The following is a 26,629-nucleotide window of genomic DNA, read 5'->3' on the forward strand; positions in this document are numbered from 1 at the left end:
TGTTTATGCCGACAAGGGTTATGATTCTACAGCAAACAAGGATGTACTTAAACGTATGAAGCTCAAGAGTCGTATCATGCACAAAGGAGTAAGGGGACGTAAACTAACGGAAAGAGAGCAGCGTATTAATGTAGCCATCAGCAAGACACGGTATAAAGTGGAACGTACCTTTGGATCTGTTCACAGATGGTTTCATGGTGGGATAGCCAGATATGTAGGTCTAGCTAAGACTCACGCACAACACATCATGGAGGCTATTGCCTACAATTTATATCGAACTCCAGGGATAATTGTGTCTAATTCTCTCAAATAAGGGGAGAATATGAGATGAAATAGAGCATATATAGCCTAAAAACCAAAAATATTGACTGCGGGTGAGCCAATAGTGTTCAAAAACAAGAATGATAGAGAATGAGGTAAGGTTTTGCAGAGGTCTCATATTGATTTGATTTTTATTCATCTCCAATCTCTAACGATTTGTATGGAATGGTATAACTATCCGCATCATTTGATTTCTTTACCTTTCCATTTTTATCAAGCATTGTGATTTTTCCTCCGCCCATACTTGCAGAGATGAAAGATAGCGGTGATTTGAATATGCGAGCGATTGTTTTACTCGCTTCTTCTACAGAGCATTTTTTCTCTCCTTCATATTTGTATGTCAATATCTGGGCGTTTGATCTTTCAAAGCCAATAGCCTCCCAAATATACTGTTCTTCACTATCTTGTATTCTTAAAATTAATCCAGGGAGACCACCGAATTTATATGGTCCAAATGGCAACGGGATTTCTTGAGTGTACCATGCAGTATAATTTCTGCCTGCAAACGAGACTGTCGCCTTCGTGCATGGGTAGCCGATAATCGTGTCTGTTCCCTCTATGAATTTCCAATTGAACTGAGGCAGGTCCTGTTGGAAATTCAACACACCAATTTGTAGTGGCATACGATATTTAATGTCTGCCTTTTTGCCACCTTCAACGATTAATTCTATTGGCCATGGATTTCCTTGAATGTTGCTTCGTGTCACAGCTCCATGCCTGGAAGCTTCTGTGCAGAGTGAATCGAAATGGAATATGATGTCGCTAAAATCTCTTACATAACGTTTCCCTATATATACATTGCGCACGTCGCTGAGATAATTTTTGTCGGCGGGATGATTTTTATATTTCAAATTATATGTAACCTTGTATCGTGCCGTGTCAATAGCACTCTTCTTTTGAAGGTTTTGCGGAAACGGAGCTGTTATCTGTGCATGAACTGTAAATGACATGAACATATAAACAATGATAATAAAGAGCTTTTTCATATCTTAAATGGTTTTATATTATTCTAAATCTAACTTTCAGCAATATGGAGCGAGGACGGATATTATAAACAGAGCGAGTTTCGGTGAGAGCCGACTTATTCGAATACGAATATGTTTTAAGATTAAGCAAATTATCGCAAGAAAGTGCAAAGCTAAAACGTTTGATGGTGTAATTTGCTTCTGCGTTCAGCAAGAGAAATGACTTGTCCCCACTGTTGAAGTTGTTATAATAATGATTGAGAGAGGTTAAGAACATTATTCCAGCAGGCAGAGTGAAATTCAAAGAAGCACTGTTGTTTACTGTACGCAACCAGGGCAAGCGTTGTCCTTCATTTTGTTGCGTCTTCATCTGATAATACCCACCTTGATAAGAAACAGAGAGCCATTTGAATGGAGCAATAGTGATGTCCATATTTGCAGCTATAGCCCTGCCTGTATATCGAAGCACCACATCTTGTAACAGCAACGGATTGTCGTAATAAGAATAAGATAATGATGCACCGACTTTCAATTGTTTCCAATCGAACCCTTGACTTCCGTGGAGTTTTGCCGTAAAAGTGTTGGCTTTTTCTTTGGTGTGCCGGCTGATTGTGCGCATGGAAATATCATCATAGTAGGAGCCATAAAGCACTTCGGGTTTCTGATGATACCATAACAAATCAATTCCCGCAAAAGTCATCGTAAGGATATTCTTGAATGAATAGCCCAAAGAAGAAGATTGACTAAGCCCCTCAAACAATCCTGTAACGTCGTATGCAGAGAGCTGTCGATAGGAGGTAAGGATATTGTTTGTGTACAAATTCTCAATAATCGGAGTAGAATATGAAATATTGGAGTTCAAATTTAATTGATGATTACTATTGATATTATAAGTAAGGGAAATATTGGGTTCTACACGTAATCCGGATTTCTTTGTCGTTTGACCTTTCACTATATCTTCCAGTTGGAAATACTTGTATCGTATGGGCATATTGAAAGAGACATACAACTTCTCTCTATTATATGTAGCTCTTGCTCCAAATCCAGCATTGATGAAATTGAACTTCAAATCATTTCTGAAATTTGCCAGTGAGCTGCTCAATGTGTTATGTTGGTAATCTATAGTGGCAGAAGGATGTATGTTTACCTCGCCTATTCTCCATGCCGAAAGCAAACAAAAGTTGTTTTCTGTGGAAAAATGATGAATGTCTACTTGTTGGTCCAACACTGTGATTGGAATAACTTCAGAAAAAAGATTTGGAGAAACCGCAAGAGAATGAGGACGCTTTTCAAGGTTGATGAGAGAGAGAAATTCATAACCCTTATATTCTGAACTACGATTAGTGAGATGAAATTTATTGAGCAGACGATACGAATCAACCATGCCCAACTGGTCAATGGGTTTATCCCCTGCCACTATTCGGCTATTGGCATGAGTTCTGTCCCAATCGAACTTAACCTGCTCCTTCATATAGTGTTGGTCTCTATTGTCCAAGTAGCTTATGTCTCCATAAGCCTTTTCTTGCTTTGCCGTTCCCGTCATAACCTCTTCGACCACATTCTTAGAACCATCGGGCAGGATATTGCTGATGTTCGACCAATGGCTCCGTTTGTCTTTGTCGTGAAAATACGCCGCATTGACTCCCAACTCGCCAAACTTCCCAACACGATAAGCGTTATTGAAAGTGATGCTATGTGAGCGATTGAAATAATAGAGACGTTTGTCTATTCCCGGAACAGATGGCATTGTAATGGAGGAAATCGTGCTCGTCCGTGAATAGTCCTCATCGAAAGAATAAAGTTCCTGCGACAAATCCTCGCCACTATTATTCCCTTTATATGTGGCAAGAAACTGCTTGTTGCGCTTGAAATAGGTGGCAATGGCAGCATTGTTCCATAGTGTCTCATTGCCATATCCTCCTCCGAGCGTTGCAATCAGGTTGAGCACTCCCTTCACACCCTCTTTCAGCCGTATATTAATAGAAGCTTGCTCCTCTGGTTGCAGCCCTTTTAAAGCTTTTATGTCTTGATGGCTCTCTAACACTTGTACTGACCCCACATTCTTTGGGTCTATGCTGTTTGTGGCAATGCCGTAATGACCTTTCATAAGGTCAAGCCCCTCTATGTAGAAATTCTTGATGGGTTTACCCTGATAAGAAATCTGTCCATTCTTTGAAACGGTAATGCCAGGCATTTTCTTCAGGACATCTGCGATGGTCTGGTCAGATGAAGAAAGGAAAGAAGCTACGTTATAATTAATGGTATCGCCTCGTGAATACACTTTCTTCGCCTTTACTGTAACTTCTTGCAACTCAATTGTTTTTGCATCTGTCTCAATATTGAATTCTCCCGAACGGTTGGGTATCTTCATGACAACAGACTTCATTTCTATCCGTGACACACGAAGCATCAGACTGTCACAGTCGCAACGTACAGTAATCTGATATTTGCCATCATCACCTGTATATGTTGATGCGAGTATCTTGTTGGGCAGATTAGGATTCATCACCACAATACTGGCAAAGTCCATCGCCTCGCCAGAGGTGTTTTTCACTTCTCCCCATAATTTAGTCGGTGCCGCCTGGGCATACGTCATACAGGGAATGAGCAATAAAAGTATGATTCCATATATTTTATTAATCAACCTTTTTCTGTGCAACAGCTTAACTTTGCTGTTAAAATCACTTGGTAAATATGCTTGATAACTTGTTATACTCAAAGATTTGAAGGTTTGAATATTACACTAGGCAAAGTTACTCGTTGCTATATTACGAGAAATAATTGTAACCACCAAGAAAAAACTTATTTTTTTTGATTTTCCTTGTTTTTCCTTGTTTTTCCTTGTTTTTCCCATACTCTCATCAATCCTTTAATATTCTGATATTCAGTTATATTTTTGTTCTCTGACAATAAATTATTCATCTTCAATAATAAATGATTATGGAATCAAACAGCAATGACAATTACGTGCTGGTCCTGGAAGACCGCACGGAAGTGAAAAATGAACAGGAAGCGGGAAAACTCTCCGTAGTTTCAGGTATCGACGACAAGGGAAACCTTAAAACCACCGAGGCAATCGCTGCGAATCAGGCAGCGTTCTTGAAGTTTAACAACAAGGACGGACTTCTAAAAAACTTCATGAGCAATTTTCTCCGTCAGTTCAACGACCCATCTCGTTTCGGACTGTACAAAGTTTTGGCAAACAATGTAGAACAAGGTGTGGACAATCTTCGCACCATGTTGCAAAGCCGTGAGAAACCCGAAAGCAAACAGCAACTGACAGAGATTGGAGTATCCTTTGACGATTATCTGCCGAAAAAGAAGAACGCCACAGTCATTGATGAATCAAAGATTGATTGGAAGCAACTCGACAACCTCGGTCTTACCCGTGAACGACTGAAACAAAGTGGAGAGTTAGAAAAGATGCTTTCTTGGCAGAAGAGTAACCTTGTTACTATTGCCGTACCTATTGGTGATACAACCATCTACACCGAAGCACGCCTTGCTTTCCGCACGGATGATAATGGCAATGTCGGCTTGGCAATTCATCCTTTGAGAAAAGAGCCACAGCTTGACTTTCCCTATATGGGCTACAAGTTCTCGCCCGAAGAGAAAGAACAACTACTCACTACGGGCAACCTTGGCAAGACAATCGAGGTAACGCCCAAGAACGGCAATCCTTTTTCTGCCTATGTCTCCATCGATCCACAGACCAACGAAATTGTCGCCCTGCGTGCCGACCGTGTGAACATTCCCAAGGAGATCAAGGGCGTGATACTCTCCGATGCACAGTACAAAGAGCTTGTGGAAGGCAAAGCCGTGAAGGTGGAAGGCATGACTGCCAAGAGTGGTAAGACATTCAATGCAACCCTGCAGGTCAATGCCGAGAAGAAAGGCATTGAGTTCATCTTTGGCGACAACAAGAGTTTAAGAGAACGACAGGAACACAAACAGACACAGCAGCAAAGTGTCCCACATAAGCTTTGCGGCTTGGAGTTATCAGAAAAACAGCGTGAAGCATTGGATACCGGTCGCACACTCTATTTGAAGAACATGGTCGATAAGGAGGGCAAGTCCTTCAATGCCTACGTCCGTATGGACAAGGAGCAGAACCGCCCACGTTTTTACAAGTGGAATCCTGACAAGAAGCAGGATGCTGGCAAGGAAAAGGTGGTTGCCGTAGCCGAAGAACACAAGACATAGGTAACGGTCAATAACCACGGCAAGACCAACGAAGCCACGAAGAACGTGAAAGAGTCATTGAAGACTGAGCAAACACAGCCCACTGCCGCCCAAAAGCAGAAACAGGACGAAAACAAACAGAGGAAGTTCCGTGGACGTAAGATATAACCATTAATACCTTTGTCTATTCTGCGTTTCATCGTACGTTTATGCCTGCAAAAGTATGATGAGTTTGTCATACTTCAAAGCAGCAGGGAACAGCAGGGAAATATCGGGAAGTTGAAGGAAAAACTAACGCATTTTATCGGCAGCCGTTTGCGCATTCTTACCCTGTTTTCTTCTTTCACCGTCCGTTTGGCGCAAAGATAGGGCGGTGCATGTCCTATTCAATCATTCTTTGTTTAAGTGACACCTTGTAGCACTCTTGGTGTAGACAAACGCTACCCTATTTCTGTGCTGATTCTATTGTTTGCAATATCGGTGCAGAATACTGCAAACGTGTGCAAAGGGTACACTTCTACCTCTGTCTTTCCTTGCTATTTTATCCCCTGTTTTGACTTAATTTGGGCTTAAATCAGTCATTTCTTTTCCTGTCTCCTCAAAAACCGTGCGAACTTTATTGCGAATGAACGCAACATCATGCAGGCACCCCCTGAATGCTTGGAACTTTCCTGTTCTCTTCCTAACTTCACTCTCGGAAACCAAACCAAGCATATAATGAAAAGGAACGCAGATAAAGGCAAGTCAGTGGACGAAAATAATACGCCCAAGCAAAGGAAGACTTCCTCCAAAAATGGTGAGATAGAAACCTATCTCTCCTCTTATTATGAGTTTAGGTACAACACGGTGTTGGGAAGAACTGAATACAGGGGCAAGAGCGATGCTCACTTCTTAAAAGTGGGTCGCTATGAAATCAACACGCTCCGCAGGGAACTTGACAACGATGTGGGGATTATCACATCTTCCGACAACCTCTATTCCATTATAGAGAGCAGCTTCTCTCCACGTGTCAATCCCATACAGGAGTATTTCAAGGGATTACCCTTGGTGGATATTGATAATAGCATTGGTAATAACAGTGGCAATAGCGATAGTTGTAATTATGGCAGTAATAGTAATGGTAATAATGAACACAATAACCATTGTGATACTTTTTCCTTTTCACTGAAAGCCATTCCCGAACTGGCAAGTTGCGTAGTTGTGCGTAGCTCTGACAAGTGGCTGCCGTACCTTACCAAATGGCTCGTAGCAGTGGTTGCCAATGCCATGGACAACCGTGAGTGCCGTAACCATACCTGTCTTGTACTAACAGGCGAGCAGGGCAAGTTCAAGACAACGTTCCTTGACTTGCTTTGTCCTCCTGCTCTGTATGGTTACAGCTACACGGGCAAGATATATCCGCAGGAGAAGGACACGCTTACCTATATCGGGCAAAACCTCATCGTAAATATTGACGACCAGCTTAAAGCTCTCAACAAGCGTGACGAGAACGAGCTTAAAAACCTCATTACCTGCCCGATGGTCAAATACCGTATGCCCTACGACAAGTATGTGGAGGAACATCCTCACTTGGCAAGTTTCGTGGCATCGGTAAACGGCAACGACTTTCTTACAGACCCCACAGGAAGCAGACGCTTCCTGCCATTTGAAGTGCTTTCCATAGATATTGAGAGAGCAAAAGCTATCTCGATGGACAATGCTTATGCGGAAGCCAAAGCCCTGTTAAAGTCAGGTTTTCGCTATTGGTTTGATGATGAAGAGATTGCCGAACTATACAGGGAGAGCGAGGATTTCCAAGTGCAGACTGCAGAAATGGAACTACTACTACGCTGCTTTGAGAAGCCAACGGAGGATAATCCCTATTGTACCTATATGACCACCACCGAGATAATCACCTACTTAGGCTACTATACGCATCATCCCTTGTCCTTAAAGCACATGGGCAAAGCCCTTAGAAAGGCAGGCTTTGAGAAAGTAAGCCGAAGGCGTGACGGTGGCAGCCCCATCTATGTGTATAAGGTAAGAAAGATTCTGCCGTGTCCTTTGCTGAATAGTTGCAGCAGTCAGATGTCGTAAACTATGTGTAATAGGCAAATGTAGTTGGATGTGTAGTTTCTTCAAAATCATAATATATAACTGATTAACAACAACTTAGAGTAGAGTAGTTTGTAGTAAGAAGAAAGATGAAAAAGTTTGGAGGGGAAAGACTTAGGAAAAGGGAAATTCATTCAAATATAATTCAGACGAACTATTGTCATTCAAACAAAAATTATTTAATCAATTCAATTAAAACATATCACAATGAAAGAAGAAGATTTATCACGTATCAAGCGATACCCCATCGTAGAGTATCTTGAAAGGAAAGGCATCAAGCCTGTACGTAGGACTGCTGCCTATGCCCTGTATTGTTCACCGCTCAGGGAGGAAACGCATCCGAGCTTCAAGGTGGACACAGAGAAGAACCTTTGGATAGATTATGGCGAAGGACGGGGCGGAAGCATCATCGACCTCTGTATGCGTATGGAGGGATGCACGCTATCGGAAGCCATCCGTCGTTTGGGGCAGAACGTTTCCGATAATGGCACATATAGTTCTCTTAATGACTTCGTGCCAAATAATTCCAAGCCTGTGATGGCTGTAAATGGAGCAAGGAGACTGATAGAAATATCAGACACTCTGCCACCACATTTTCAGGAATACCTTACAAAGGTGCGTTGCATCAACTTGGAAAAGGCTACGCCTTTCCTCAAATGTATCAGCTATGAGGTAAGGGGCAGGCGCTATCAAGCCATCGGCTTTGCCAACCTGTCGGGAGGGTATGAGCTTCGGGATAACGGATCGTTCAAGGGAACGATAGCTCCGAAAGACATCACTCCCATATTTATGTATAAGATAACAAAACAAATACAGCCAATTTTCGTGTTCGAGGGATTTATGGACTTCCTCTCCTTCCTTTCAATGAAAGAAAAAGTAACAAGTGCCTGCCTTGTGCTAAACTCCGTGAGCAATACCGCCAAAGCAATTCGTTATATGAATGCACAGGGAATATCTTCCATTCGTACCTTCCTTGATAATGACGATGCAGGGCGGAGAGCCGTACAGGAGTTTGCAGGGACAGGCTTTCATGTTGAGAACATGAGCATACACTACAAGGATTTCAAAGACCTCAACGAGTTTCATGTCAGCCGTGTCCGTGAGCGACAGAAGCATAAAGGGAAGATACAGGCACACATGTCGGTTACAGTCCAAAATCAAAACAAGGAATCAAAACAAGGCAAACATAAAATCAGATAGAGAAATGAAAAAGAAAACAATGATGAATGACAAAGACCCAAAGGTTTTCAAGGTTCTTGCCAAACGTCTGGATGGCAAACTGTTCGCTGACAAAGGATACATATCACAAAAACTTTTTGACTTTCTTTTTGAAGATGGTATTCAGTTGGTGACGGGGCTCAGAGTAAATATGAAAAACAAACTCATGCCTTTCTATGATAGAATGATGCTGCGCAAAAGATATATCATAAAAACCATCAATGATCTTCTGAAACACACTGCCCAAATTGTACATTCACGCCATAGGTCTATGACAAACTTTATCATGAATCTTGTATCTGCCTTGGGGGCATACAGCTTCTTTGAAAACAAGCCAGAAGCTCTCCAGGGATATTGCATAGAAGACACTAAACAGTTGGCGTTGTTTTAAGCAACATTTTTTGTCTAAATCATATCCCATTCATGATAGAGTGGGATGTATGAGCATGCACATGACTCTAACAAGGAACAAGGCTCCTAACTTGTCAAAATCGGGACGGACTTAACCCGAACTGAGGTAATATCTCCATAATCATAAAAAAGGTTGCGCCCCAGACGAGAGAGCTCGCTACAGATGATAACGTCATCCTTACCAACCTTTTTGAGGAGGTTGCCGAGTTGCCTCTTAGTATAGTTCTTTGTGCCACTGATAGTCTCCTCAATCCAATCATTGACTTGAAGGTGCTGTTTCTCGCAAAAATTATTGATTTCAAATCGTTGGTTTTCAACAGTTTGCTTGTCACTACTTACTCTAATGTAACCGTAAATCATATTCAGATAGAATTAAAAATACTTTGAAATTTAAGAATATATCGTATTTTCTAATAACACCAAATATGCTCCAAATCTGAGTTTGCTCTGTTTTATTTATCTTGTCTACCTTTTGGTGATATTGTGCTGTTCGTTTTTCCATGGATTTTGATAATACGAGTTGCGAGTATTATCCTCCAGCAGGAACTGCTGGCAAGTCACTTTTGCAGGATAGGGCGTTTCCCAGAAGCGATTTGTCCGCACAAAAGTACAACTTGCTAATCAAATTCTGTAAGAGTAACATGCTCCTCAGTATGTAAAAATCGTGATTTGACAAAATAATGATTTACTAATCTTTATTTCACTAAATCGGTATTTCACTATCTCTCGGACTTGTGAATTCTCGTTCTAGTAACTTACCGACGTAGGCTTTCACCCTCAAAGTGCACGACATGTGTAATAGCTTTTAAACGGTCGAGCGTCCTTGCACCATACTTTGCCGACAGTTCCGCCGTAGTGAGATTGGTAGTAGTCAGCAATAACTTCCCTTTCTTCTCTGCCAAGTCAACCAATTCTGCAAATGGCACTTTCCGCTCACCATACCTGATAGCCTCATTTTCCACGCCTACATCATCAATGCAAAGGATATGGCGTTGTTTCAACTCCTCATGTTTTACGTTGAATTCGGTGGCATCTGCCACATTAACTATCAGATGGCAGTAGTAATTGAGGATCACTGGAAGAATTTTAGCACAGATTACCGTTTTTCCACGTCCTACATGGCCAATACAAAGCAATCCTCTGCCATGATTATCTGACAGCCAATCTGCTATCAAATCGTATTCCGGCAGCCATTGTGGATTTGCAACAAAACGTTTTAATCCAATAGCCAATGCCTGCTTTGCCTCTGGGATATGGAAATACACGTTTGAGGCATCCGGGCTGAATCCCGTATTGCGTAACCTTTCCACTGTCGCATTAAAAGTATCTATATTCATTGTTACCATGATTCATCGTTTTGGTATTTATTGGGGGCATTGTCTTGCAGCATAATACCCACTTTTATGTTAGCATTTCGGATAGGCTCGGTTTCCCATATTCTTTGGGAGAGAAAGTTCTCAAAGTTCTTGCGGTATTGCACTTCTGGGCGGGAAGCTACATACTGCGGGACATACTGCATGATTTTCGTCCTGTCTTCATCAGTTAGCTGCATCCACTTTTCCCTCAAGGCCAAAATGTTTCCCACAGGCTTACCATACATCTTCCATATCATCTCAAACGAGTCCATCATATCACCAACATTGATGACAGAAGTTACAGCTTCTTCATCAATGTTATTCATATCCTTACTCTTAGTCTTATTCTTATCCTGCGACGGATTGCCATCGCTAACGATGGCCGACGATAGTTGTGTTTGGTTCTCTACCTTACTTGTAACCCGTCGAGATGCTTGACGTTTCAGGGCATTGGCCCTATTCGCCCGACATCTCTTCTCGTATGAGCTTTGGCTACGATCAATCTGGATACGAAGCATGCAAAAGAGAGACATCAAAGCCTTGTCCTCAAACGTTGGTCTTACCCCATTGGCAGCATAGCCATAAAGAGCCTTGAAGAGGATTCCAGCCTCTGCATCGTCCAAACAGCAGATGGCCTCCTTTTGGTCTGTAAACAGCATAAAACCCTTGATTTCCTTTTCCATAGCTGTATTATTTGGAATCGTTCAATAGACACAGAACCTCTGCATAGTTGTACATCACTCTGCGGGGGCCTACTTTTCTTGCGCATAACACCTTTGTCTTGTTCCACCGCCACAAAGTACTCAAATCCACATGAAGAAGTCGGGAGGCTTCCTCGCGTGTAATAAAGCGTTCCTCATTGGGTATAGCAGGTTTTTCTGCACCGTTGCTATCAGAAGAGGAGTCTTCCGTTTTGTACGCAGCCTTATGAATTAACTCGTCTAAATCTGATTTTGTCATCACGATGAGCTGGGTACCAATAATCGAATTGTGATTTTCCATTGTTCTATCATTGAATAGTTTGACATGACCAACCTCACTGCTACCTTCCATAGCATTTGTTGGCATTGCATTTCAGATTACGGTGGAAGGTTCCGTCCCTTAAAGCACAATGCAAAATTATGCTATCCAATGACACAAAGGCTAAGATAAAAGGCTATAAATCAACTATTCACAATAAGGTTCTTAGACATTCCATCATGTTCTGCAAGATGTACCATATCGTCCCAAGCAGTTCTCCCTGATTCAATCAAAAAACCTCCAGCAGAACAAACTGTTGGAGGTTATTTTTCTTATCTTCTGTAGTCTTACGCTTGCTCTTGCAAGTCTGCCAATATCTTTTTCATCAATAGCTTCATGGCCCTTATTTCTGAGAGTTTCTTATCATCAAGATTTCCAGGAGTGAAATTACCTTTCTGCACACTATAATTATTCTTGCTGCCAACTGTCTCTTCCCCGAATAACCTAACAGCTTCGGCATGGGTCGGGATGGATATTAACCAGTTCATATTTGTATCTGCACCGCAATAGAAAGCCAGGACAACATTTTTTCCTCCGTTCTTTTCCTTAAACAACTCCTGATAGGTTTCAAAAACAGGCTGATTAACATAATCCTTATTGACAAATTGCCGAACAAAGTATGATTTCAAGGGATTCTCTTCCTGAATCTTTTCACTGGTTGAAATCTTGTGATCTTCTATTTCTTTCTTGTCTAAGGCAGCTTGAACTTCCGAAGCGTGATGATGAGTTCTTATTTTATTCGCCAGTCTATCTACTGGTAAGAAATCACATAAAATCCGAATCAAAGCCATAACCATTATGATTAAGGAAACCAAAGCTACCAACCACAACCAGAACTTAGCCTTTGTAGATATATGATATCCGGCGAGCAGCATGCCAAGCGTCACCACCAGAATAGGGCAGGCCACACCAAACCCTGAATATACAAACACCTTAAAGGCTTTGTCGCTTATCTTCATAACTTTTATTGCTTTATTTCTTGGTTACTTCCCTTATTATCTTGATTACTTACTTGGTTACTTTTTGAGAGTTACTTGGTTACTTTTAATTGCATCTTAGTTACTATCCGTCCATCCTCGATCACTTCTTCAACAGCTTGGTTACTTTTTTGCATGAACTATACGAGCTTTAGTATCATGCCGAAAAACGCACAAAGCCAACATCTTGCTGAAGAATGTATAGTCACTGATTATCAACCACTTGCCAACAGGAATTGCTGAATTTATGCTAAAAACTTGCTGAATTTATCAATATTCAGCAATGGGCAAAGTGGGATTGTCGCCAGACCTTATCTTACGATACTTCTGATTCTTATCGTTCGGGTGTTCTGGAATGGTCATTTCCAGCATCCCCATCTCCAAGAGGGGATTAATATGCTTCTTTCTATTCCTAGTTTGATTGGTAATTCGCAGCCTATCCATTATTTCCTGAGCTGTTCGAGGTACGCTGCAGAAGTTGAGTAAATCAATTTGTTTCTTGGTTAGTTTTCCATAACTCCTTTGAACTGAATGAGCGGCTTCTTGGTTACTTTTCGCCTTATCTTGGTTACTTTTATCTGTTTCTTGGCTACTTTCCAGATTAGTATGACGATAAATTGTGACCAAGAACTCCCGTGATTTCTCATTATTCTCAAACTGCACATCAAGTCCCATTTCCAAAGAACGCTGAATACCACTACCGACACCTGTGTAGGGTAGTAAGTAATTCGCATTATTAAAAAGGAACACGTTTCGAGGCATAGAGGTACCTGCTTTGATGTCATCTACAGTCAGCCCATCAGGAAGTGTTCCGGGACTATGGATTTCCAATCTGTCATCAAAGATAAAGATACGGATAGGAGCTCTCCAGTTAAGTGAACGGTGTACCAGAGCATTAACGGTAAATTCTACAAGACTAACATAAGGAATTTCCAGTTCACCTTTAGAATTAAACTCATCATTAGTTTGTACTGTGCGGAGATTACGTGTATAGAATGCCATGATGGTATCAAACTGATGGAGCAAGTTTCCTTCCATATCAGCATCATCTACCTTGTCACGAAACTGTGTTCCACCAACAGAATTGCCAACGTAACAGATACATTTTGCTGTTATCACTGGCAACCATCGTTGAGTATATGAGGCAAACAGAAGAACTGCAGCCACCGTAAGCCTACCGGTAGGCAGTATAAAATGTAGATTACGCAGCAACTGACTAATATCATGATTTTTGGCTATGGCATTAGCTATCTCATCGAGCGAGGCCTTCTTGTATTTATCACCAACAAACCCTTTCAGACCTAACACTTTTGTAAAACGGTTCTGAAGATAAATCTTCAGCGTCCTCTCGTCAAGGTCATCAACGGTTATATCATTGACAGCTGCCACATCGGGAAAGAATGCTCCACAACCAGTCATCATCTCTGCAATTTCAGCATTATCAAAGATCTTTCGCTTATCGGTACCATTCTTTACCCAAATAACCCCTTTGTTATCATGGTAGGGCTTATTCTTTCCTTCAGGGATTGTAGCCACGACAACAGCACCGCCTTTTACCGGGACATTCTCTATATCAATAAGTATGCCAGGGAGAACATTCTCTGAAGCCATACTGGTCAACATATTTGTTGTCTCCTGAAGTTCCTTGTAAGACAAAGCATTGATATTGCCCGTCTTATCATTGATACCAATGACCAATCGACCACCATGGCTATTGCTAAAAGCAACAAGTTCGCAGCCTATATCGTATTTGTCATTGATTCGCTCCTTAAACTGGGCACTTCCAACCTCAGCCAGATCACGCAATGCAATCACGTCTTGTTCTGTCATAACCTTTAATATTGATGCTACAAATTTAGTAAAAAAGAAAGAATTTCATTTGTTCTTGAAGAATATTCGCATTAGCTGTACTATTTCTGTCCTAATATTGCCTTCAGCATCTCTTTTGCTTGCTCTGGCGTCATACTATCAATATCAACAGCCTGAGGACTCGGTACAAGATTCAGCAACTTTGAGTTATTATCGAATCTGGTCTCCAATGGATACATATCCTGATACCCGGCCGTAATATTATTACCCATAGAATGTCCCATGCTCTCCGATATGTACAACTCTTCCACTCCCGCCAACTTGAGATTCGTGGCAAAAGAATGCCTCGCCCATGTACCCGAAGGCTCTTTGTCCCACTTCAACACTTCCTTGCAAACTCTGATTACCCGATCTTTAATATTTGAATTCTCTTGTACTGTGAGCTTTCTTCGTTTCAACTCATCTTCTTCACCTTGAAATATCTGTGGAAACACATAGGCATCTTTTTTAGGCTTGGCTGCTATTTCGTCCAAGATGAATTGCAAAGGCTGAATAATAGGCACTACTACCACCGACATACTATTACTTCTTGCCGATGTTTTCTTTCTCATAAATTCAAAAGCCCTACCGCCCTCAGCAAAATAGGTTCGATTATAAGTTAGTCTACCTGCGTCGGCAAGATTGAAGCCATTGCACAAATATTGCGCAAGAAACAATCCTAAGGAAACGTGTACACGTATCGTATATTCTTTGTCCCACATTTCTGGGTATCGTTTCTCCTCAAAGACATGATAGAGTTCTGTCATTTCAGCGATTGACAAGTAGGATTGTTGTCTTCTTTTCCCTCTTGGAATGGAAATGAGTTCATTGTCTTTATTTGAGAATGGGTATTTGTCAGCCGGAAGAAAGCCTCGTTTAATACATTCATTCCAAACAACACGACAAGTTCTTAAATACATTCCTCGTGTTGCATCAGCTATTTTTCCAACCAGCATACCATCAATCATTATGCCGTTCTTCATTCCATCATTCCACTTGGCTATAACATCCTTGTCCACCTTGAAGCCTTCTGTCCGACCAACTATCTTCAGAAAAGAGTTAAGAGCCCACTGGTAATTTTCGGCACAGCCCACTCTATTATCATCCCGATACCTTGCAATAAGCCCTTCCCACATGCCAACAAACGACAAAGAATGCTCGTCTTGATATTCCACTCCAGAAAGCATTGTCTTAATCAGCCCAATAGTCAGTTCATGCGACTTACTAAGTTTCACGATCTTGTCTCTAAACTCCTCTAAGATTTCCTGCCAACCTTTATAAACATCCATCAGGTTACTACGAGAACTTGTTACACTACAAACACTATTGAAGTATTTTTCCGTTTGAAATGGCATATCGGTCAGCTTATGATAGTAACGCTTTCGTTCTATGGTGAAGCAGATAGCCATTGGATATTCCATCGTCTCTTTATTAGTACGCTTATCCAACACAAGAGTAAGAGAACAGTTACCCACCCGATTACAGTTGATTGATGTTTTTGAAGTCTTCATTTTTCCTCAGCTATTTCATGTAATCTTGCGAACATTTTGCGAACACCGTGCGAACACCGTGCGAACACCAACGCTTATTTTATGCCATTTCGCAAGATTTCATATTTTTGATGCAAATATAGTAAACCATTGAATACCAAGCAAATATATTGAAAACAAAAATTTTATAAAATCTTATAAAACCATATTCCAACAGACTCATAATCTGGAGGTCCCTGGTTCAAGCCCAGGCTGGTCCACAAATAGGTTTCAAAAGGATGTCAAACAACACGTCATTTTAGCCTTCAAAACAAGGATAATCGCTGTAAAATCAAGGTTTTACAGCGATTTTTTGTTTTTTATCCATATCCGTTTGACTGCCAAACCATACCTTTTGATAGTCATCATTCGGTCATTTTCTGCTACAGAAACTGCTACACAAAAGCAGGCTCTCAAAAAAATGTAGCAGTGAATGGAAAATGACTACCTAATTGACGGCATACAAATATCTCGTTTTCAACAATTTATGTTGAACTTTGTAGCCAAGAAAGCTACACTAAAAAATGATGCGTTATGAAAACAACTTTCAAGGTGTCCTACTACCTACGTTCCAACTACGAGAACAAAGAAGGAAAATCGCCTGTAATGCTCCGAATGTATCTCGGAGGCGAAATGGCTAATCTTGGATCCACTAAAATTTTCGTGGATAAATCTAAATGGAGCAACAAAACCAGCAGAATGATCGGTAGAACGGCAGAAGCTCTCTCCGTCAATGCATCAATAGATGCACTGACAACAACTTTGATGCAGATCTATAGGAAATATGAAACCTCTGAAAGCTTGTCCTTAGATCTTATCAGGTCAGTGTTTCTTGGAACAGATAAGGAATTTACAACTTTTCTCCCTGTCTTTGATAAATATATTGACTCCATCACGCAACAAGTTGGCAAGACGCTGACAAAGGGAACGTTTTATAAGTACAAGGTGGTGAGGCAGAACTTTCAAAGCTTCCTACAGGCAAAATATCACCGCAGGGACATTGGGTTGTCAGAACTAACAAGTGCTGTTGTCCAAGACTTTGAATTGTATCTGACCTCAGTTGTAGGCGGGGCACATAATACTACCACCAAGAAATTGAGAAACTTGAAGACGGTCGTGAACTATGCGAGGAACAGAGGACTTATTATGCATGATCCGTTTGCAAACCACAAACTACACTACGAGTTGGTAGATCGTGGTTATCTCACAGAAGAAGAGGTTCTCCGTATTATGAAGAAACACTTTGACATAGAAAGACTGGAGTTAGTAAAGAATATTTTTATTTTTTCCTGCTTCACAGGATTAGCCTACATTGACGTATATAATCTTACCTACGATAAGATTGTTACTGTCGAAGACAGACAGTGGCTTATCACCAAGAGGTATAAGACAAGCGTAGATGAAAATGTCATGCTGCTGGATATTCCCCTTGCCATCATAAGAAAGTACTATGACATTAACAGAAAAGGTGGAAAGGTATTTCCAATGATGAGCAATCAGCGCATCAATTCATATTTGAAAGAAATTGCCGACATTTGTGGCATCAAGAAGAATCTGACCTTCCATCTTGCCCGACATACGTTTGCAACCATGTCGCTCAGCAAGGGTGTTCCTATGGAAAGTGTATCGAAGATGTTGGGGCATACCAACATTAAAACTACACAAATTTATGCCCGCATAACCAACAAAAAAGTGGAGCATGACATGGAACAGCTCGCTGACAAACTCGGCAAGTTTAATAAGGCGATGGGCATCTGATAATATAATAAAACGTATAACCCTAAAATAAAAGATTTATGGAAACCAAGAAAGAACTATCTTACTTCCGTCTGAAGTTGGAGAACTATCTCAGTGAGCATTTCCCAGAACTGCTGGGCGACAAACCATTCATAACGGCAAGAGCCGATGAAGCACTTTCCACCTACTGCGATGCAGTGGCACAAGGCTTCTCGCATCCCGAAGCGGAGAGTATGGCAAACGAAGTGTTGCATCAAGGACTGCATTTTTCAAAGTATGATACACTTGTGTCTGTCTTGGAGAATGAGTTCGAGAAAGAACTGCCCTCTCCACTCCCCGAAAGACTAACACCAATGCTTCTGAAGAATAAGGCTGTGCAAAGCGTTTTCGACAAGTATGAGCTGTCAGATGACTTCGGTGCAAGTCCTGAGTATGAGAAACTCTACACCGAATTGACAGGAACAATCGTTCTGCTCATTGAGGTCAATGGTCTGCCAACCGTAGGCGGTGAGAACATGACTTGATGTAGCACCATCTGGAGCTTTTGTAGTGTCAAGAGCCAAGATAAACGCTCCACTCCACACGCCAAGAGTTTTTTCAAACACTTGTCTTTGTGTAGTCTGCGCATCTTGTAACTGCTCTTGAAACTATAAAAAGCTCCGATATGAATACAATCATCATGAATCAAGACGTTCACACACCTGCCTTCATCAAGGCAGACGCATCGAACAAAACCGTTAAGAACAAGCAGCAGCCGACTTCTCCCAAGCAAGTCCGCCGCTTCAGTTGGACACGCTTCATCGAACTAGGCTTCCTGCTTTCCATCGTTATCGGTGCCATTTGGCTTATCTCAAAGATAGTAACACCACAGGTCGTAACTGTCGTGTCAGTTATTGCAGGTTTTCTGATACTACGCTTTATAGTCAGGGTAATTCTGAAAGTGGCATTTACGCTGCTGAGCATTCTCTTCTGGCTGGCGATTGTCTGTGTCATCCTGTTCTGCGTGCTTTGAGAAGCACGGCTCTGTAAAACCTTCGTTTTATTTCATCAGGTGGTTATCTCGCATTTTGAGATAGCCACCTTTTCTATATTCCACTACGAGCGTTGCACTTTTGCTTCTTTTTCAATGCTCCACGATATGCGATGACAAGGAGAAGCGGATGCTGTTCCCTTTTTATCCGCAAAGGTAGTACGGGGCTTGTGGCTTTCAAAAGGTCTGTGCCGCTTGGTTTGTCTGGAAAATCTCCACACCTACGGGTAGTATTTTCCGACAAAACCTTGTGCAAGCCCGCCCCGCTACCTTGATTTTGCTACAAAAAGGAATCAGCATACTCCGATCTTTGGACGCAAAAAAAAAATGTCGCTATGGATAAGCAAAAGGTAAATACAACATCTTCGATGAACAGCAAAGGATATAGCTCCTCCTCTCATTACCGCATTAACCCTGTGGCTGAAAAAAGTGAGCAAGTGTTGGCAATTAAGTTTGTACAATGGGACGTTCCCCCTTTGGAGAACCTTTGTAACAGCAAAGTATATCTCCTACGTATGAAACTCAATCGTGGCGAGTGTATGAGCCGTGAAGAAAAGAATTGGCTATGTGAAGCGGTGAACTCTAATACCTATTTCCGCACAGCCGTTCCCCTGCAAGGCTATCGCTTTGACTTCTTTGATGTACTGAAGAAATATCTTGTCAATCAGTACGGACAATGGACAGAGTATTACGCACCCGACAGAACAAGCCTAAGAGCCTACCTATATGGACGTATCAATCAGATAGTGGAAATTCCCAAGTATTAACAACATCAAAACATATACGACAATGAAAGGAACAGAACATTTCACACGGACAATAGCCGAGTATCTCAATCAGCGTGCTATGACAGACCCCTTGTTTGCCCCCAACTTGATGAAACCTAACAAGAATATCGAGGAGTGCATCACCTACATTCTTAATGAAGTGCAGAAAAGCGGTTGTAACGGCTTTGATGATGATGAAATTTTCTCTATGGCTGTTCACTACTATGATGAGGACGATATAGAGGTCGGCAAGGCTGTTTCTTGCCAAGTTGCCGTTAATCACGTTGTGGAACTAACGGAGGAAGAAAAAGCCGAAGCAAGGCAGGAAGCCATTAAGCAATATCAGCGTGAGGAACTTGCCAAGTTACAGAGCCGTAACGCACGAGTGAAAAAGACTGAGAACGCGACAACCCAAGTACAACCATCATTATTTGATTTTTAAGCCTATGAAACCGAGAAACAAATTTGAAAAGGCAGTTTTGGAACAAAGCAAGCATCTTCGCCCGATAACCACGACACAAAGCAAGTGGGCATTCCGTGAGTGTATTGACCACTTCGCCTACCGCTTGCCAAAAGGTCGCACCACTTGTATGGATTGTGGGCATAGTTGGGTAATGAACAAACATAGAGAAACTTGCACTTGCCCTCATTGCAGGGCAAAGTTGCAGGTCAAGGAAACATTCCAAAGGAAATTGCAGCAGAAGCACTATTTCACGACACTTACCGCTTGCGGAGAATACCAAGTGTTGCGGATGTTCCTCCTCGTGGCTGAAATGGAGAAAGGTTGCAAGGCAGGACACTATGTGCTTGAAATCGGTCAGTATTGGTGGAACGCGCAAGGACGAAAGACGATTGTTGCCGTTCAGAGAGTATTGGGTAGATACGTTGATACATTCTCCTATTGCGCACCTATGGCAATCCGCAACGACAACGAAGCCTACCGATATGCAGCCTATTCGCAGATATATCCGAAGTTCAAGGTATCAGACACACTCCGCAGAAATGGTTTCAAGGATGATTTTCACGAAATACCCCCGACAACACTCATTCCTGCATTGCTTTCTGACGGCCGTGCCGAAACATTGATGAAGTCGGGACGTACAGACCACCTACGCTATTTCCTTGGCAAAAGAAGAGCGTTTGACGAGTATTGGCAGTCCTATAAGATTGCAGTCCGTAACGGCTACGATATAACGGTTATTTCCCTTTGGTGCGACTATGTGGATATGCTCCGCAGATTGAACAAGGACATACACAGCCCGAAGTTTCTTTGTCCCACCAACCTCAAAGCCGAACACGACCGCAGACAGGAGGAACTCAATAGACAAAGGGAAAGGGAAGAGATAGCCCAAAAACAGCAGAAGGCAATGGAAGACGAAAAACGTTTCAAGGAGCTCAAATCCAAATTCTTCGGTATCCATTTCACCGACGGCACAATCCAAGTCCACGTATTGGAGAGCGTGCGTGAGCATTTGGAAGAGGGAGCGACCATGCACCATTGCGTATTTTCCAACGAATATTATCTTAAAGAGGACTCACTAATCCTATCGGCTACCATTGAGGGCAAGCGGATAGAAACAATAGAGGTATCACTGAAATCATTTGAGGTGGTGCAAAGTCGTGGAGTGTGCAACAAGAATACCGAGTACCACGAACAGATAGTAAACCTTGTCAATGCCAACCGCAGGCTAATCAGCCAACGAATGAAGGCAACGGCATAAAGTATAAATCATTAAATTATCAGAGATATGAAAACAGAGATAGAGAACGTCATTTTTAATTGGTCGGATAAGATACCTCCCATTCTTGTTCGGGTTATCAATGCGATAACCCTAACCGGCAACGAGGAAGAGTTAAGGACGGCAATAGGCAAAATAGCCGAAGAAACGGAACTTGACAAGTTCTTTGCATACGGTTATGGTGCACATCATTTTTGGCTCAAACACCGCAAATTATCCAATGGAGAGCCAAAGGAATACAGATTATTAAAGGTTGAATTTTAAGATTAGAATTTATGAAGAAACAAAGATTTTTAGTCTATACGGAATATGTTTTTGACGGTGTATTCGATGTTGTAGCAAAGAGCAAGGAGGAAGCACGGCAGAAAGTCCTGCAAAATTGCGGATTGGTAATGGGTGGAAGTATTCACAGCATTTTGCCCGATGATGAGATAAACTGGGCATTTGACAGGCACCCCAATAAAAGAATAGATAGAATAACGAAAGTGTAGAAATAGCATCTTGAATAAGAACAAGAGCCACGCAAACCGAAAAATTGTGTGGCTTCTTTTCTTTGTCTTTGAACGAGCAGGCGACCAAAGTAAAGAAGCAAAAGAAAGTCGCAAAATACAATTTATTATATTGAAATTAAATAAAAAAAAGTATATTTGCAAAAAATCACTTTATGTTTGAGAATTTTAAGAAAATAAATATAAAAGGAGGATATTTTGATGAAGAAACCGAGTTGCGGCTCTTCAATGAAGATTCATTAAGCATCCTCTATGGTCGAAATGGTAGCGGTAAAAGTACAATAGCTCGCTGTCTGAAACAGTTGTGTGAAACTGAAGAAGAACGAATTAAACGTGAAGAGAATATAGCACAAGGTAAGGAGACAAACTATACCGTGAGTAGTGATGTTTCTATAACAGATGAATATAAACCTAATGTTTTCGTATTTGACGAAGATTTTTTACAGAATAACATAAAGGTTAAAGATGATGGTCTCAATGCTATCATTATGTTAGGAGAGCAAGTTGAGTTAGATGAACAAATCAATGCGAATAATGAAAAACTTAGTAAAAAGGTTGAAGAACTTAACCAACAAGAAGAACTACTAAGGAAATATGAAAATAAAGAAGATAACGTATCACCATTATATTATTGGGAACAGATACGGAATGGGCTGCGTGAGGAAGGAGGATGGGCTGATATAGACCGTGAATTGAAAGGTAATTCTGTTAAAAGTCGTGTTACAGAAGATTTGATAGATAAATTGATAAAAATAGATGAACCAAAAGAGTCATATTCAGAACTGCGAGAGCAAGTAATGGCTGATAAAAACTTATATTTGCAATCAGAGAATTCCCAACCAATCATTTGGGATGTAGGAGAACTAAAGCTGCCTAACAATTTGGATGACCTAACAGTGTTACTCAAGAAACCCTTAGACTCACCAGAATTGACGGAAAGAGAGCATCGCTTGATGGAGCTTTTAAAAAAAATTAGCCAAGAACAACAACATTTTGAACTAAATCATACCCAACATATATTAGAAGAAGGTTGGAGTTTTTGTCCACTCTGTTTAAGAGAAATTACAACAGAGGATAGAGCTTCTATATCAGAAGTATTGTCACATATTCTAATGGAAGAAGCAAAAGAGTTTACTTCAAGGATAATTTCGGAACAAAGCCTTTTTGCAGCAATAGAAATGGATTTTCCGAAATTCCCTGGCGACTTGAATACAAAAGAACTCCATAATGCTATCACAGCCAAGGAAGAATTAAACAAAATGCTATCTATCATTTGGAAGATTATAGAACAACGGAGACGAGATATTTATAAACCATTAGAGAAACCATTTACGGAGGAGATAATCAATGATTATATTAAAGCTCGTGTTATTTGGGAAACAGCGATAGAGCAAATAAGGAAATGTGTAGAAATATTTAACGGCACTGTTAACAAGCGGAATAAGTTATTAGTAAAAGTTCGGCATGAAAATAACCTTATGGCAAAGAAACGGTTCTCATTAACATTAAACCAATACCAAAAAGCCTTAACTAACAAAAATCAGATTCTAAAGAAATCTCAGGAACTGAAAGAGGAAAAGGATAAAATAGATGCAGATGTCAAGGAGCTGAAAATGAAGAGAGAACGGACTGACATAGCATTAGAATATATTAACAAAGAACTGCAGTATGTATTTTATAGTAATCGAAAAATACAACTTGTCGCAGGAGAGGGTTGTTATAAACTCATGGCTAATGGGAAAAAGGTAAAACCCAAGAAAATTAGCGTAGGCGAACGAAATGTATTGGGACTTTGTTATTTCTTTGCCATGCTCTTTAGTGGAAAGAAAGATGAAGATAAATATGCATCGGAATACTTAATAGTAATAGACGATCCTATATCAAGTTTTGACTATGGAAACAGGTTGGGCGTAATGTCATTATTGAGATATCAATTTTGTAACATAACAAAAGGCAATGCAAATAGTAGGCTACTTGTTATGTCTCACGATTTGCAATCTGTATTTGACTTAGTTAAAATTAGAAGAGATCTGAATGATGAACGAGGAAAGATGGCGTTTCTTGAGTTAAAAAATAAATGTATAGAAGATCAAAAAGGGAGAAACGAATATAAAAAGTTAATAACGCATGTTTTTGAGTATGCAAATAACATGCACCCAGAAGATTTAGATGAAATTCAGGAAATGAGCATTGGTAATTTTATTCGAAGAATGTTAGAGGCTTTTTCAAGTTTCTGTTATAATAAATCCTTTGAGTCCATGCTACGGATGGATGGAATACTTAATAATATACCAGAGGATAAACGAGTATATTATGAGAATTTTATGTGCCGACTTGCATTGAATGGTGAGAGTCATGAAGAGGAGCATACATATACTTTAAACAATTTTGAATCTCTATTCACTAAGGAGGAAAAACAACAAACAGCCAAGAGTGTACTGCGATTCCTATTGTATGTAAATAAACCCCATATAGAGGCTTATCTGAATGAAAAGTGTGTAACAAAAATATTAGGTTGGAAGACAGAGGAAGATAATTGGATTTCATCTGGATTAGAAACTATGGTAGGATTATAAAATAGGTATGGCAAAAAACTCTACTAAAGAAAAAAAATGAAATACAAAGGTAACGATGTATCTATTGGATATTCGATTACCCACTTAGAAGAAGAGGTGTGTGCCTGTATCATACCTCTCTTGCAAGCTCCCAAAAACCTATCAGTTTTTATAATACTACTACATTGGTAAAAGACTTTATAATAGTTGTCAAATTACATAAAACAAGGCAAACTCTACCTGTCTCCGTTTCACTAATCCATACAGCACCTTCCCCTTATACCTGCAAAAGGAGACATACTCCCGATAAAAGTTCCTATCTCCAGCCTCTATCTTTTTCAGCAATCGGCTTTTGGGGTGCTTGCCATAACCAAGCAATCGCCCCACGCCCACATTGTAGGCAAGCAAGGTTAGTAGCAGCGCATCCTTGCCATAGCCTTTGAAGTGTTCAAAGCATTTCCAAAGGTCGGCACGGAGCAGCGAGTCTGCCTGCCGTTCCGTCATATTGGAAGAGAAATGCTCGCCCGGTTGCAACTGATGCCCATATCCGACATACGGATAGCAACCTTTTCTGTGTAGCCCCTCGAAGTATTTCACGACCACCACGGCACGCTCAAAAGGAGGCAAGTCTGCCAACCGTACCCTGCGCTGGGCAAGGATCGGCTGACAGAGCAAGCACATTATACAGAATAAAGCAAAGCGTTTAGTTGTTCGCATCGTTCAAGGCTCTGGTTACTATTGCGGTGGTCTTTCCCCTTTCCTCCGCCTTTTCGTTGTTGAAACTGAAAGTCAGTTGCTGCATCTTACCGAAACTGTCCTCCACGTACACGTCAATCGTCTGACGGTCAGATGACAGCGAGGTGTAGTACAGACGGAAAACGTCCTTTGTGAGCGGATAGCGGTCGTTGGGCTTAAACACCGTGCCATCGTCCATCTTCACCGTTCCCTTGCCGTCGGTCTGGAAGTATCGGATGGTGTAGCGTGTGTCAGCAAAATCGCCCCCTCGTTTGAGGGTGCAGCGTATCTCTGCCGTCTGTCCCTTGACAATGTCCTTCTGAACGGGCATCACTTCGAACGTGAACGGATAAGACAGCTGAACATCCAGCTCCCTATCACAAGCAGATAGACAAAACACGGCAAAGGCAAGTACGCCCATTACCCATATCGAACTTAATATCTTCTTTTTCATGTTTCTTTTCTATTAAATATTAAACCTAAATCCTGTTGATAGCGCAGGACGGAAACGATGCACGTCAGAACCGAAGAGCGACCGCCCTTGTGCCTTGACAAGAAACAGAAGCCTGTCCGTGAGGAATACTTCCACCGAGCCATACACGGCACCGCCATAGACGAAGCGTGAACGGTCGAGCAGCGTAGCCCCATCGGGCAGTAGCTTCTGATCCTCGTTGATTTCCTCGTAACCGCCCAATGCGGATATGCCAACATAGAGAAGCACGTTCTTACCATTGTCGGAGAGTATCGGGTGCATATAGCCCAAGTGCAGGAGCGCATCTTTGAGTTTTACGCCATAGTCCCGATACGGCATAATCTGCTGTTCATACTCAACTCCTACAAAGGAGTAGTTCTCTCGTTTCAAGTAACGGGTAAGCGATATGTCAAGACCGAAGTTATCCTTGCCAAAGAACTTTTCACCCTTGATAAGCGGAACACCCCCTACGACCTCTATGCCCCTTTGCTTGGGTATCAGTCGCTGTGCCTGCGATGGCAGACTGAAAGCCATTGCCACCGCTGCACAAACCGATAAAATAAGTTTCTTCTTCATAAAGCCTACCATTTGAGTTTGAGGTTGTCAATCTTCTTTGCCAGCTGCAAATCTTCCTGCCCGACATAAAAGGTCAGTGTGCGTCCGCCGTTTCGCTCGTAGATCGTTACCTCCAGTTGTTTTTCCTCCGAGAGGGCAAACTGCTCCAATACGAACACGGAATGCTCGCTATCCTTGCCCTTTACTTGCATTACCTGATGATAGGCACGCAAGGGCTGCAACACCTGTTCTTGTATGGTAGTGCGCTTTGCCATCTTCTTATCCACCATCTTGAATGTGATAAAATCCACCGAGTACGGCATATTCGTGCCGTTTTCCATACGAGTGTGGAAATACAGCAAGCCGTTATGGGCATACAAGCCACGGAGCAGGAACTTCATACCGAACTGCTGCGAGCCGATGTGCTTGATGCAGCGTCTGTCATTCTGATAGATAGTTTGCATCATCAGTTTGACGAGTACGGGCGACTCGTTGCCGAGTTCCTTGAAATAGATGTCGGCACGGTTGCTTGGCAGTCGTCCGTCCGTTGGTGACAGGAAGTCCTTCATCTCGATGCTTAACTTCTCCGGCTCATCGGCATACTTCACGT

The 26,629-nt window shown here is 41.5% G+C and carries 24 protein-coding genes and 3 pseudogenes; 14 read left to right on the plus strand and 13 right to left on the minus strand.

Features of this window, described 5'->3' with window-relative positions; genetic code table 11:
• The coding region (locus BN35_RS11100) for a transposase (RefSeq protein WP_145992958.1) at positions 1 to 313 on the plus strand (313 nt) is incomplete at its 5' end.
• A 139-nt stretch (positions 314 to 452) separates the two neighbouring features.
• Here the strand turns inward: BN35_RS11100 and BN35_RS11105 are convergent.
• Both BN35_RS11105 and BN35_RS11110 read right to left on the minus strand, forming a co-directional pair.
• A complete protein-coding gene (locus tag BN35_RS11105) occupies positions 453 to 1,307 on the minus strand; it encodes a GLPGLI family protein (protein WP_025073222.1) in 855 nt (284 codons plus the stop codon).
• Between the two features lie 13 nt (positions 1,308 to 1,320).
• Complete coding sequence (locus BN35_RS11110; protein ID WP_044071506.1) at positions 1,321 to 3,882, minus strand: hypothetical protein; 2,562 nt, start codon at positions 3,880 to 3,882, stop codon at positions 1,321 to 1,323.
• 344 nt (positions 3,883 to 4,226) lie between these two features.
• Here BN35_RS11110 and BN35_RS11115 point away from each other — a divergent pair.
• From BN35_RS11115 to BN35_RS11130, 4 genes and pseudogenes are all read left to right on the plus strand, one after another.
• A pseudogene (locus BN35_RS11115) lies at positions 4,227 to 5,636 on the plus strand (DUF4099 domain-containing protein).
• Positions 5,637 to 6,107: 471 nt separating this feature from the next.
• Entirely contained in the window at positions 6,108 to 7,544 is a 1,437-nt protein-coding gene (locus BN35_RS11120) for a virulence-associated E family protein (protein WP_044071508.1), read from the plus strand.
• A gap of 225 nt (positions 7,545 to 7,769) precedes the next feature.
• Complete coding sequence (locus tag BN35_RS11125; protein ID WP_028901402.1) at positions 7,770 to 8,762, plus strand: toprim domain-containing protein; 993 nt, start codon at positions 7,770 to 7,772, stop codon at positions 8,760 to 8,762.
• Positions 8,763 to 8,784: 22 nt separating this feature from the next.
• Positions 8,785 to 9,171, plus strand: a pseudogene (locus BN35_RS11130) (transposase); the annotation flags it as partial.
• 127 nt (positions 9,172 to 9,298) lie between these two features.
• Here BN35_RS11130 and BN35_RS11135 read toward each other — a convergent pair.
• The 7 genes and pseudogenes from BN35_RS11135 to BN35_RS11165 all read right to left on the minus strand — a co-directional run.
• Positions 9,299 to 9,551 (minus strand): annotated as a pseudogene (locus tag BN35_RS11135) (recombinase family protein); the annotation flags it as partial.
• Between the two features lie 395 nt (positions 9,552 to 9,946).
• Positions 9,947 to 10,537 (minus strand): P-loop NTPase family protein, encoded by a 591-nt coding sequence (locus BN35_RS11140; RefSeq protein ID WP_081411498.1) that lies wholly within the window; start codon positions 10,535 to 10,537, stop codon positions 9,947 to 9,949.
• Positions 10,531 to 11,229, minus strand: coding sequence for a DUF6291 domain-containing protein (locus tag BN35_RS11145; protein WP_025073055.1), 699 nt, complete (start codon positions 11,227 to 11,229; stop codon positions 10,531 to 10,533). Before BN35_RS11145 ends, BN35_RS11140 begins: the two co-directional genes overlap by 7 nt.
• Positions 11,230 to 11,236: 7 nt before the next feature.
• Entirely contained in the window at positions 11,237 to 11,548 is a 312-nt protein-coding gene (locus tag BN35_RS11150) for a helix-turn-helix transcriptional regulator (RefSeq protein ID WP_145992956.1), read from the minus strand.
• Between the two features lie 305 nt (positions 11,549 to 11,853).
• Positions 11,854 to 12,525 (minus strand): hypothetical protein, encoded by a 672-nt coding sequence (locus BN35_RS11155; protein ID WP_025073058.1) that lies wholly within the window; start codon positions 12,523 to 12,525, stop codon positions 11,854 to 11,856.
• A 288-nt stretch (positions 12,526 to 12,813) separates the two neighbouring features.
• Complete coding sequence (locus BN35_RS11160) at positions 12,814 to 14,373, minus strand: RNA-binding domain-containing protein (RefSeq protein WP_028901399.1); 1,560 nt, start codon at positions 14,371 to 14,373, stop codon at positions 12,814 to 12,816.
• A gap of 80 nt (positions 14,374 to 14,453) precedes the next feature.
• Entirely contained in the window at positions 14,454 to 15,902 is a 1,449-nt protein-coding gene (locus BN35_RS11165; RefSeq protein WP_028901398.1) for a tyrosine-type recombinase/integrase, read from the minus strand.
• 552 nt (positions 15,903 to 16,454) lie between these two features.
• On the opposite strand from BN35_RS11165, the gene BN35_RS11170 reads away from it, so the two are divergent.
• The 9 genes from BN35_RS11170 to BN35_RS11210 all read left to right on the plus strand — a co-directional run bounded on the left by BN35_RS11170 (position 16,455) and on the right by BN35_RS11210 (position 24,278).
• Positions 16,455 to 17,678 carry a site-specific integrase gene (locus BN35_RS11170; protein ID WP_025073059.1) on the plus strand — a complete coding sequence of 408 codons (1,224 nt, stop codon included), beginning with the start codon at positions 16,455 to 16,457 and terminating at the stop codon, positions 17,676 to 17,678.
• 38 nt (positions 17,679 to 17,716) lie between these two features.
• Entirely contained in the window at positions 17,717 to 18,181 is a 465-nt protein-coding gene (locus tag BN35_RS11175) for a DUF1896 domain-containing protein (RefSeq protein ID WP_025073060.1), read from the plus strand.
• 140 nt (positions 18,182 to 18,321) lie between these two features.
• Positions 18,322 to 18,669, plus strand: coding sequence for a hypothetical protein (locus BN35_RS11180; RefSeq protein WP_025073061.1), 348 nt, complete (start codon positions 18,322 to 18,324; stop codon positions 18,667 to 18,669).
• 353 nt (positions 18,670 to 19,022) lie between these two features.
• Complete coding sequence (locus BN35_RS11185) at positions 19,023 to 19,454, plus strand: hypothetical protein (protein ID WP_004338071.1); 432 nt, start codon at positions 19,023 to 19,025, stop codon at positions 19,452 to 19,454.
• Positions 19,455 to 19,476: 22 nt separating this feature from the next.
• On the plus strand, positions 19,477 to 19,896 hold the full coding sequence (locus BN35_RS11190; protein ID WP_025073062.1) for a PcfK-like family protein: 420 nt from the start codon (positions 19,477 to 19,479) through the stop codon (positions 19,894 to 19,896).
• A 4-nt stretch (positions 19,897 to 19,900) separates the two neighbouring features.
• Entirely contained in the window at positions 19,901 to 21,175 is a 1,275-nt protein-coding gene (locus BN35_RS11195) for a PcfJ domain-containing protein (protein WP_044071510.1), read from the plus strand.
• Positions 21,176 to 21,202: 27 nt separating this feature from the next.
• Positions 21,203 to 21,457 (plus strand): hypothetical protein, encoded by a 255-nt coding sequence (locus BN35_RS11200; protein ID WP_025073180.1) that lies wholly within the window; start codon positions 21,203 to 21,205, stop codon positions 21,455 to 21,457.
• 11 nt (positions 21,458 to 21,468) lie between these two features.
• Complete coding sequence (locus BN35_RS11205; RefSeq protein ID WP_004338075.1) at positions 21,469 to 21,684, plus strand: hypothetical protein; 216 nt, start codon at positions 21,469 to 21,471, stop codon at positions 21,682 to 21,684.
• 173 nt (positions 21,685 to 21,857) lie between these two features.
• Positions 21,858 to 24,278, plus strand: coding sequence for an AAA family ATPase (locus BN35_RS11210; protein WP_025073181.1), 2,421 nt, complete (start codon positions 21,858 to 21,860; stop codon positions 24,276 to 24,278).
• A gap of 189 nt (positions 24,279 to 24,467) precedes the next feature.
• Here the strand turns inward: BN35_RS11210 and BN35_RS11215 are convergent, their stop codons facing one another.
• From BN35_RS11215 to traN, 4 genes are all read right to left on the minus strand, one after another.
• Positions 24,468 to 24,974 (minus strand): glycoside hydrolase family protein, encoded by a 507-nt coding sequence (locus BN35_RS11215; RefSeq protein WP_025073182.1) that lies wholly within the window; start codon positions 24,972 to 24,974, stop codon positions 24,468 to 24,470.
• Positions 24,961 to 25,446, minus strand: a complete 486-nt coding sequence (locus BN35_RS11220; protein ID WP_025073183.1) for a DUF3872 domain-containing protein — start codon at positions 25,444 to 25,446, stop codon at positions 24,961 to 24,963. Before BN35_RS11220 ends, BN35_RS11215 begins: the two co-directional genes overlap by 14 nt.
• Positions 25,447 to 25,458: 12 nt before the next feature.
• Positions 25,459 to 26,052, minus strand: a complete 594-nt coding sequence (locus BN35_RS11225; RefSeq protein ID WP_028901393.1) for a conjugal transfer protein TraO — start codon at positions 26,050 to 26,052, stop codon at positions 25,459 to 25,461.
• A partial coding sequence (traN, locus tag BN35_RS11230) for a conjugative transposon protein TraN (protein WP_044071511.1) occupies positions 26,046 to 26,629 on the minus strand: 584 nt, incomplete at its 5' end. The genes BN35_RS11225 and traN, both read right to left, overlap by 7 nt.

Origin of the sequence: Hoylesella timonensis 4401737 = DSM 22865 = JCM 15640 (genome assembly GCF_000455445.1) — a bacterium.
GTDB classification, from domain to species: Bacteria; Bacteroidota; Bacteroidia; order Bacteroidales; family Bacteroidaceae; genus Prevotella; species Prevotella timonensis.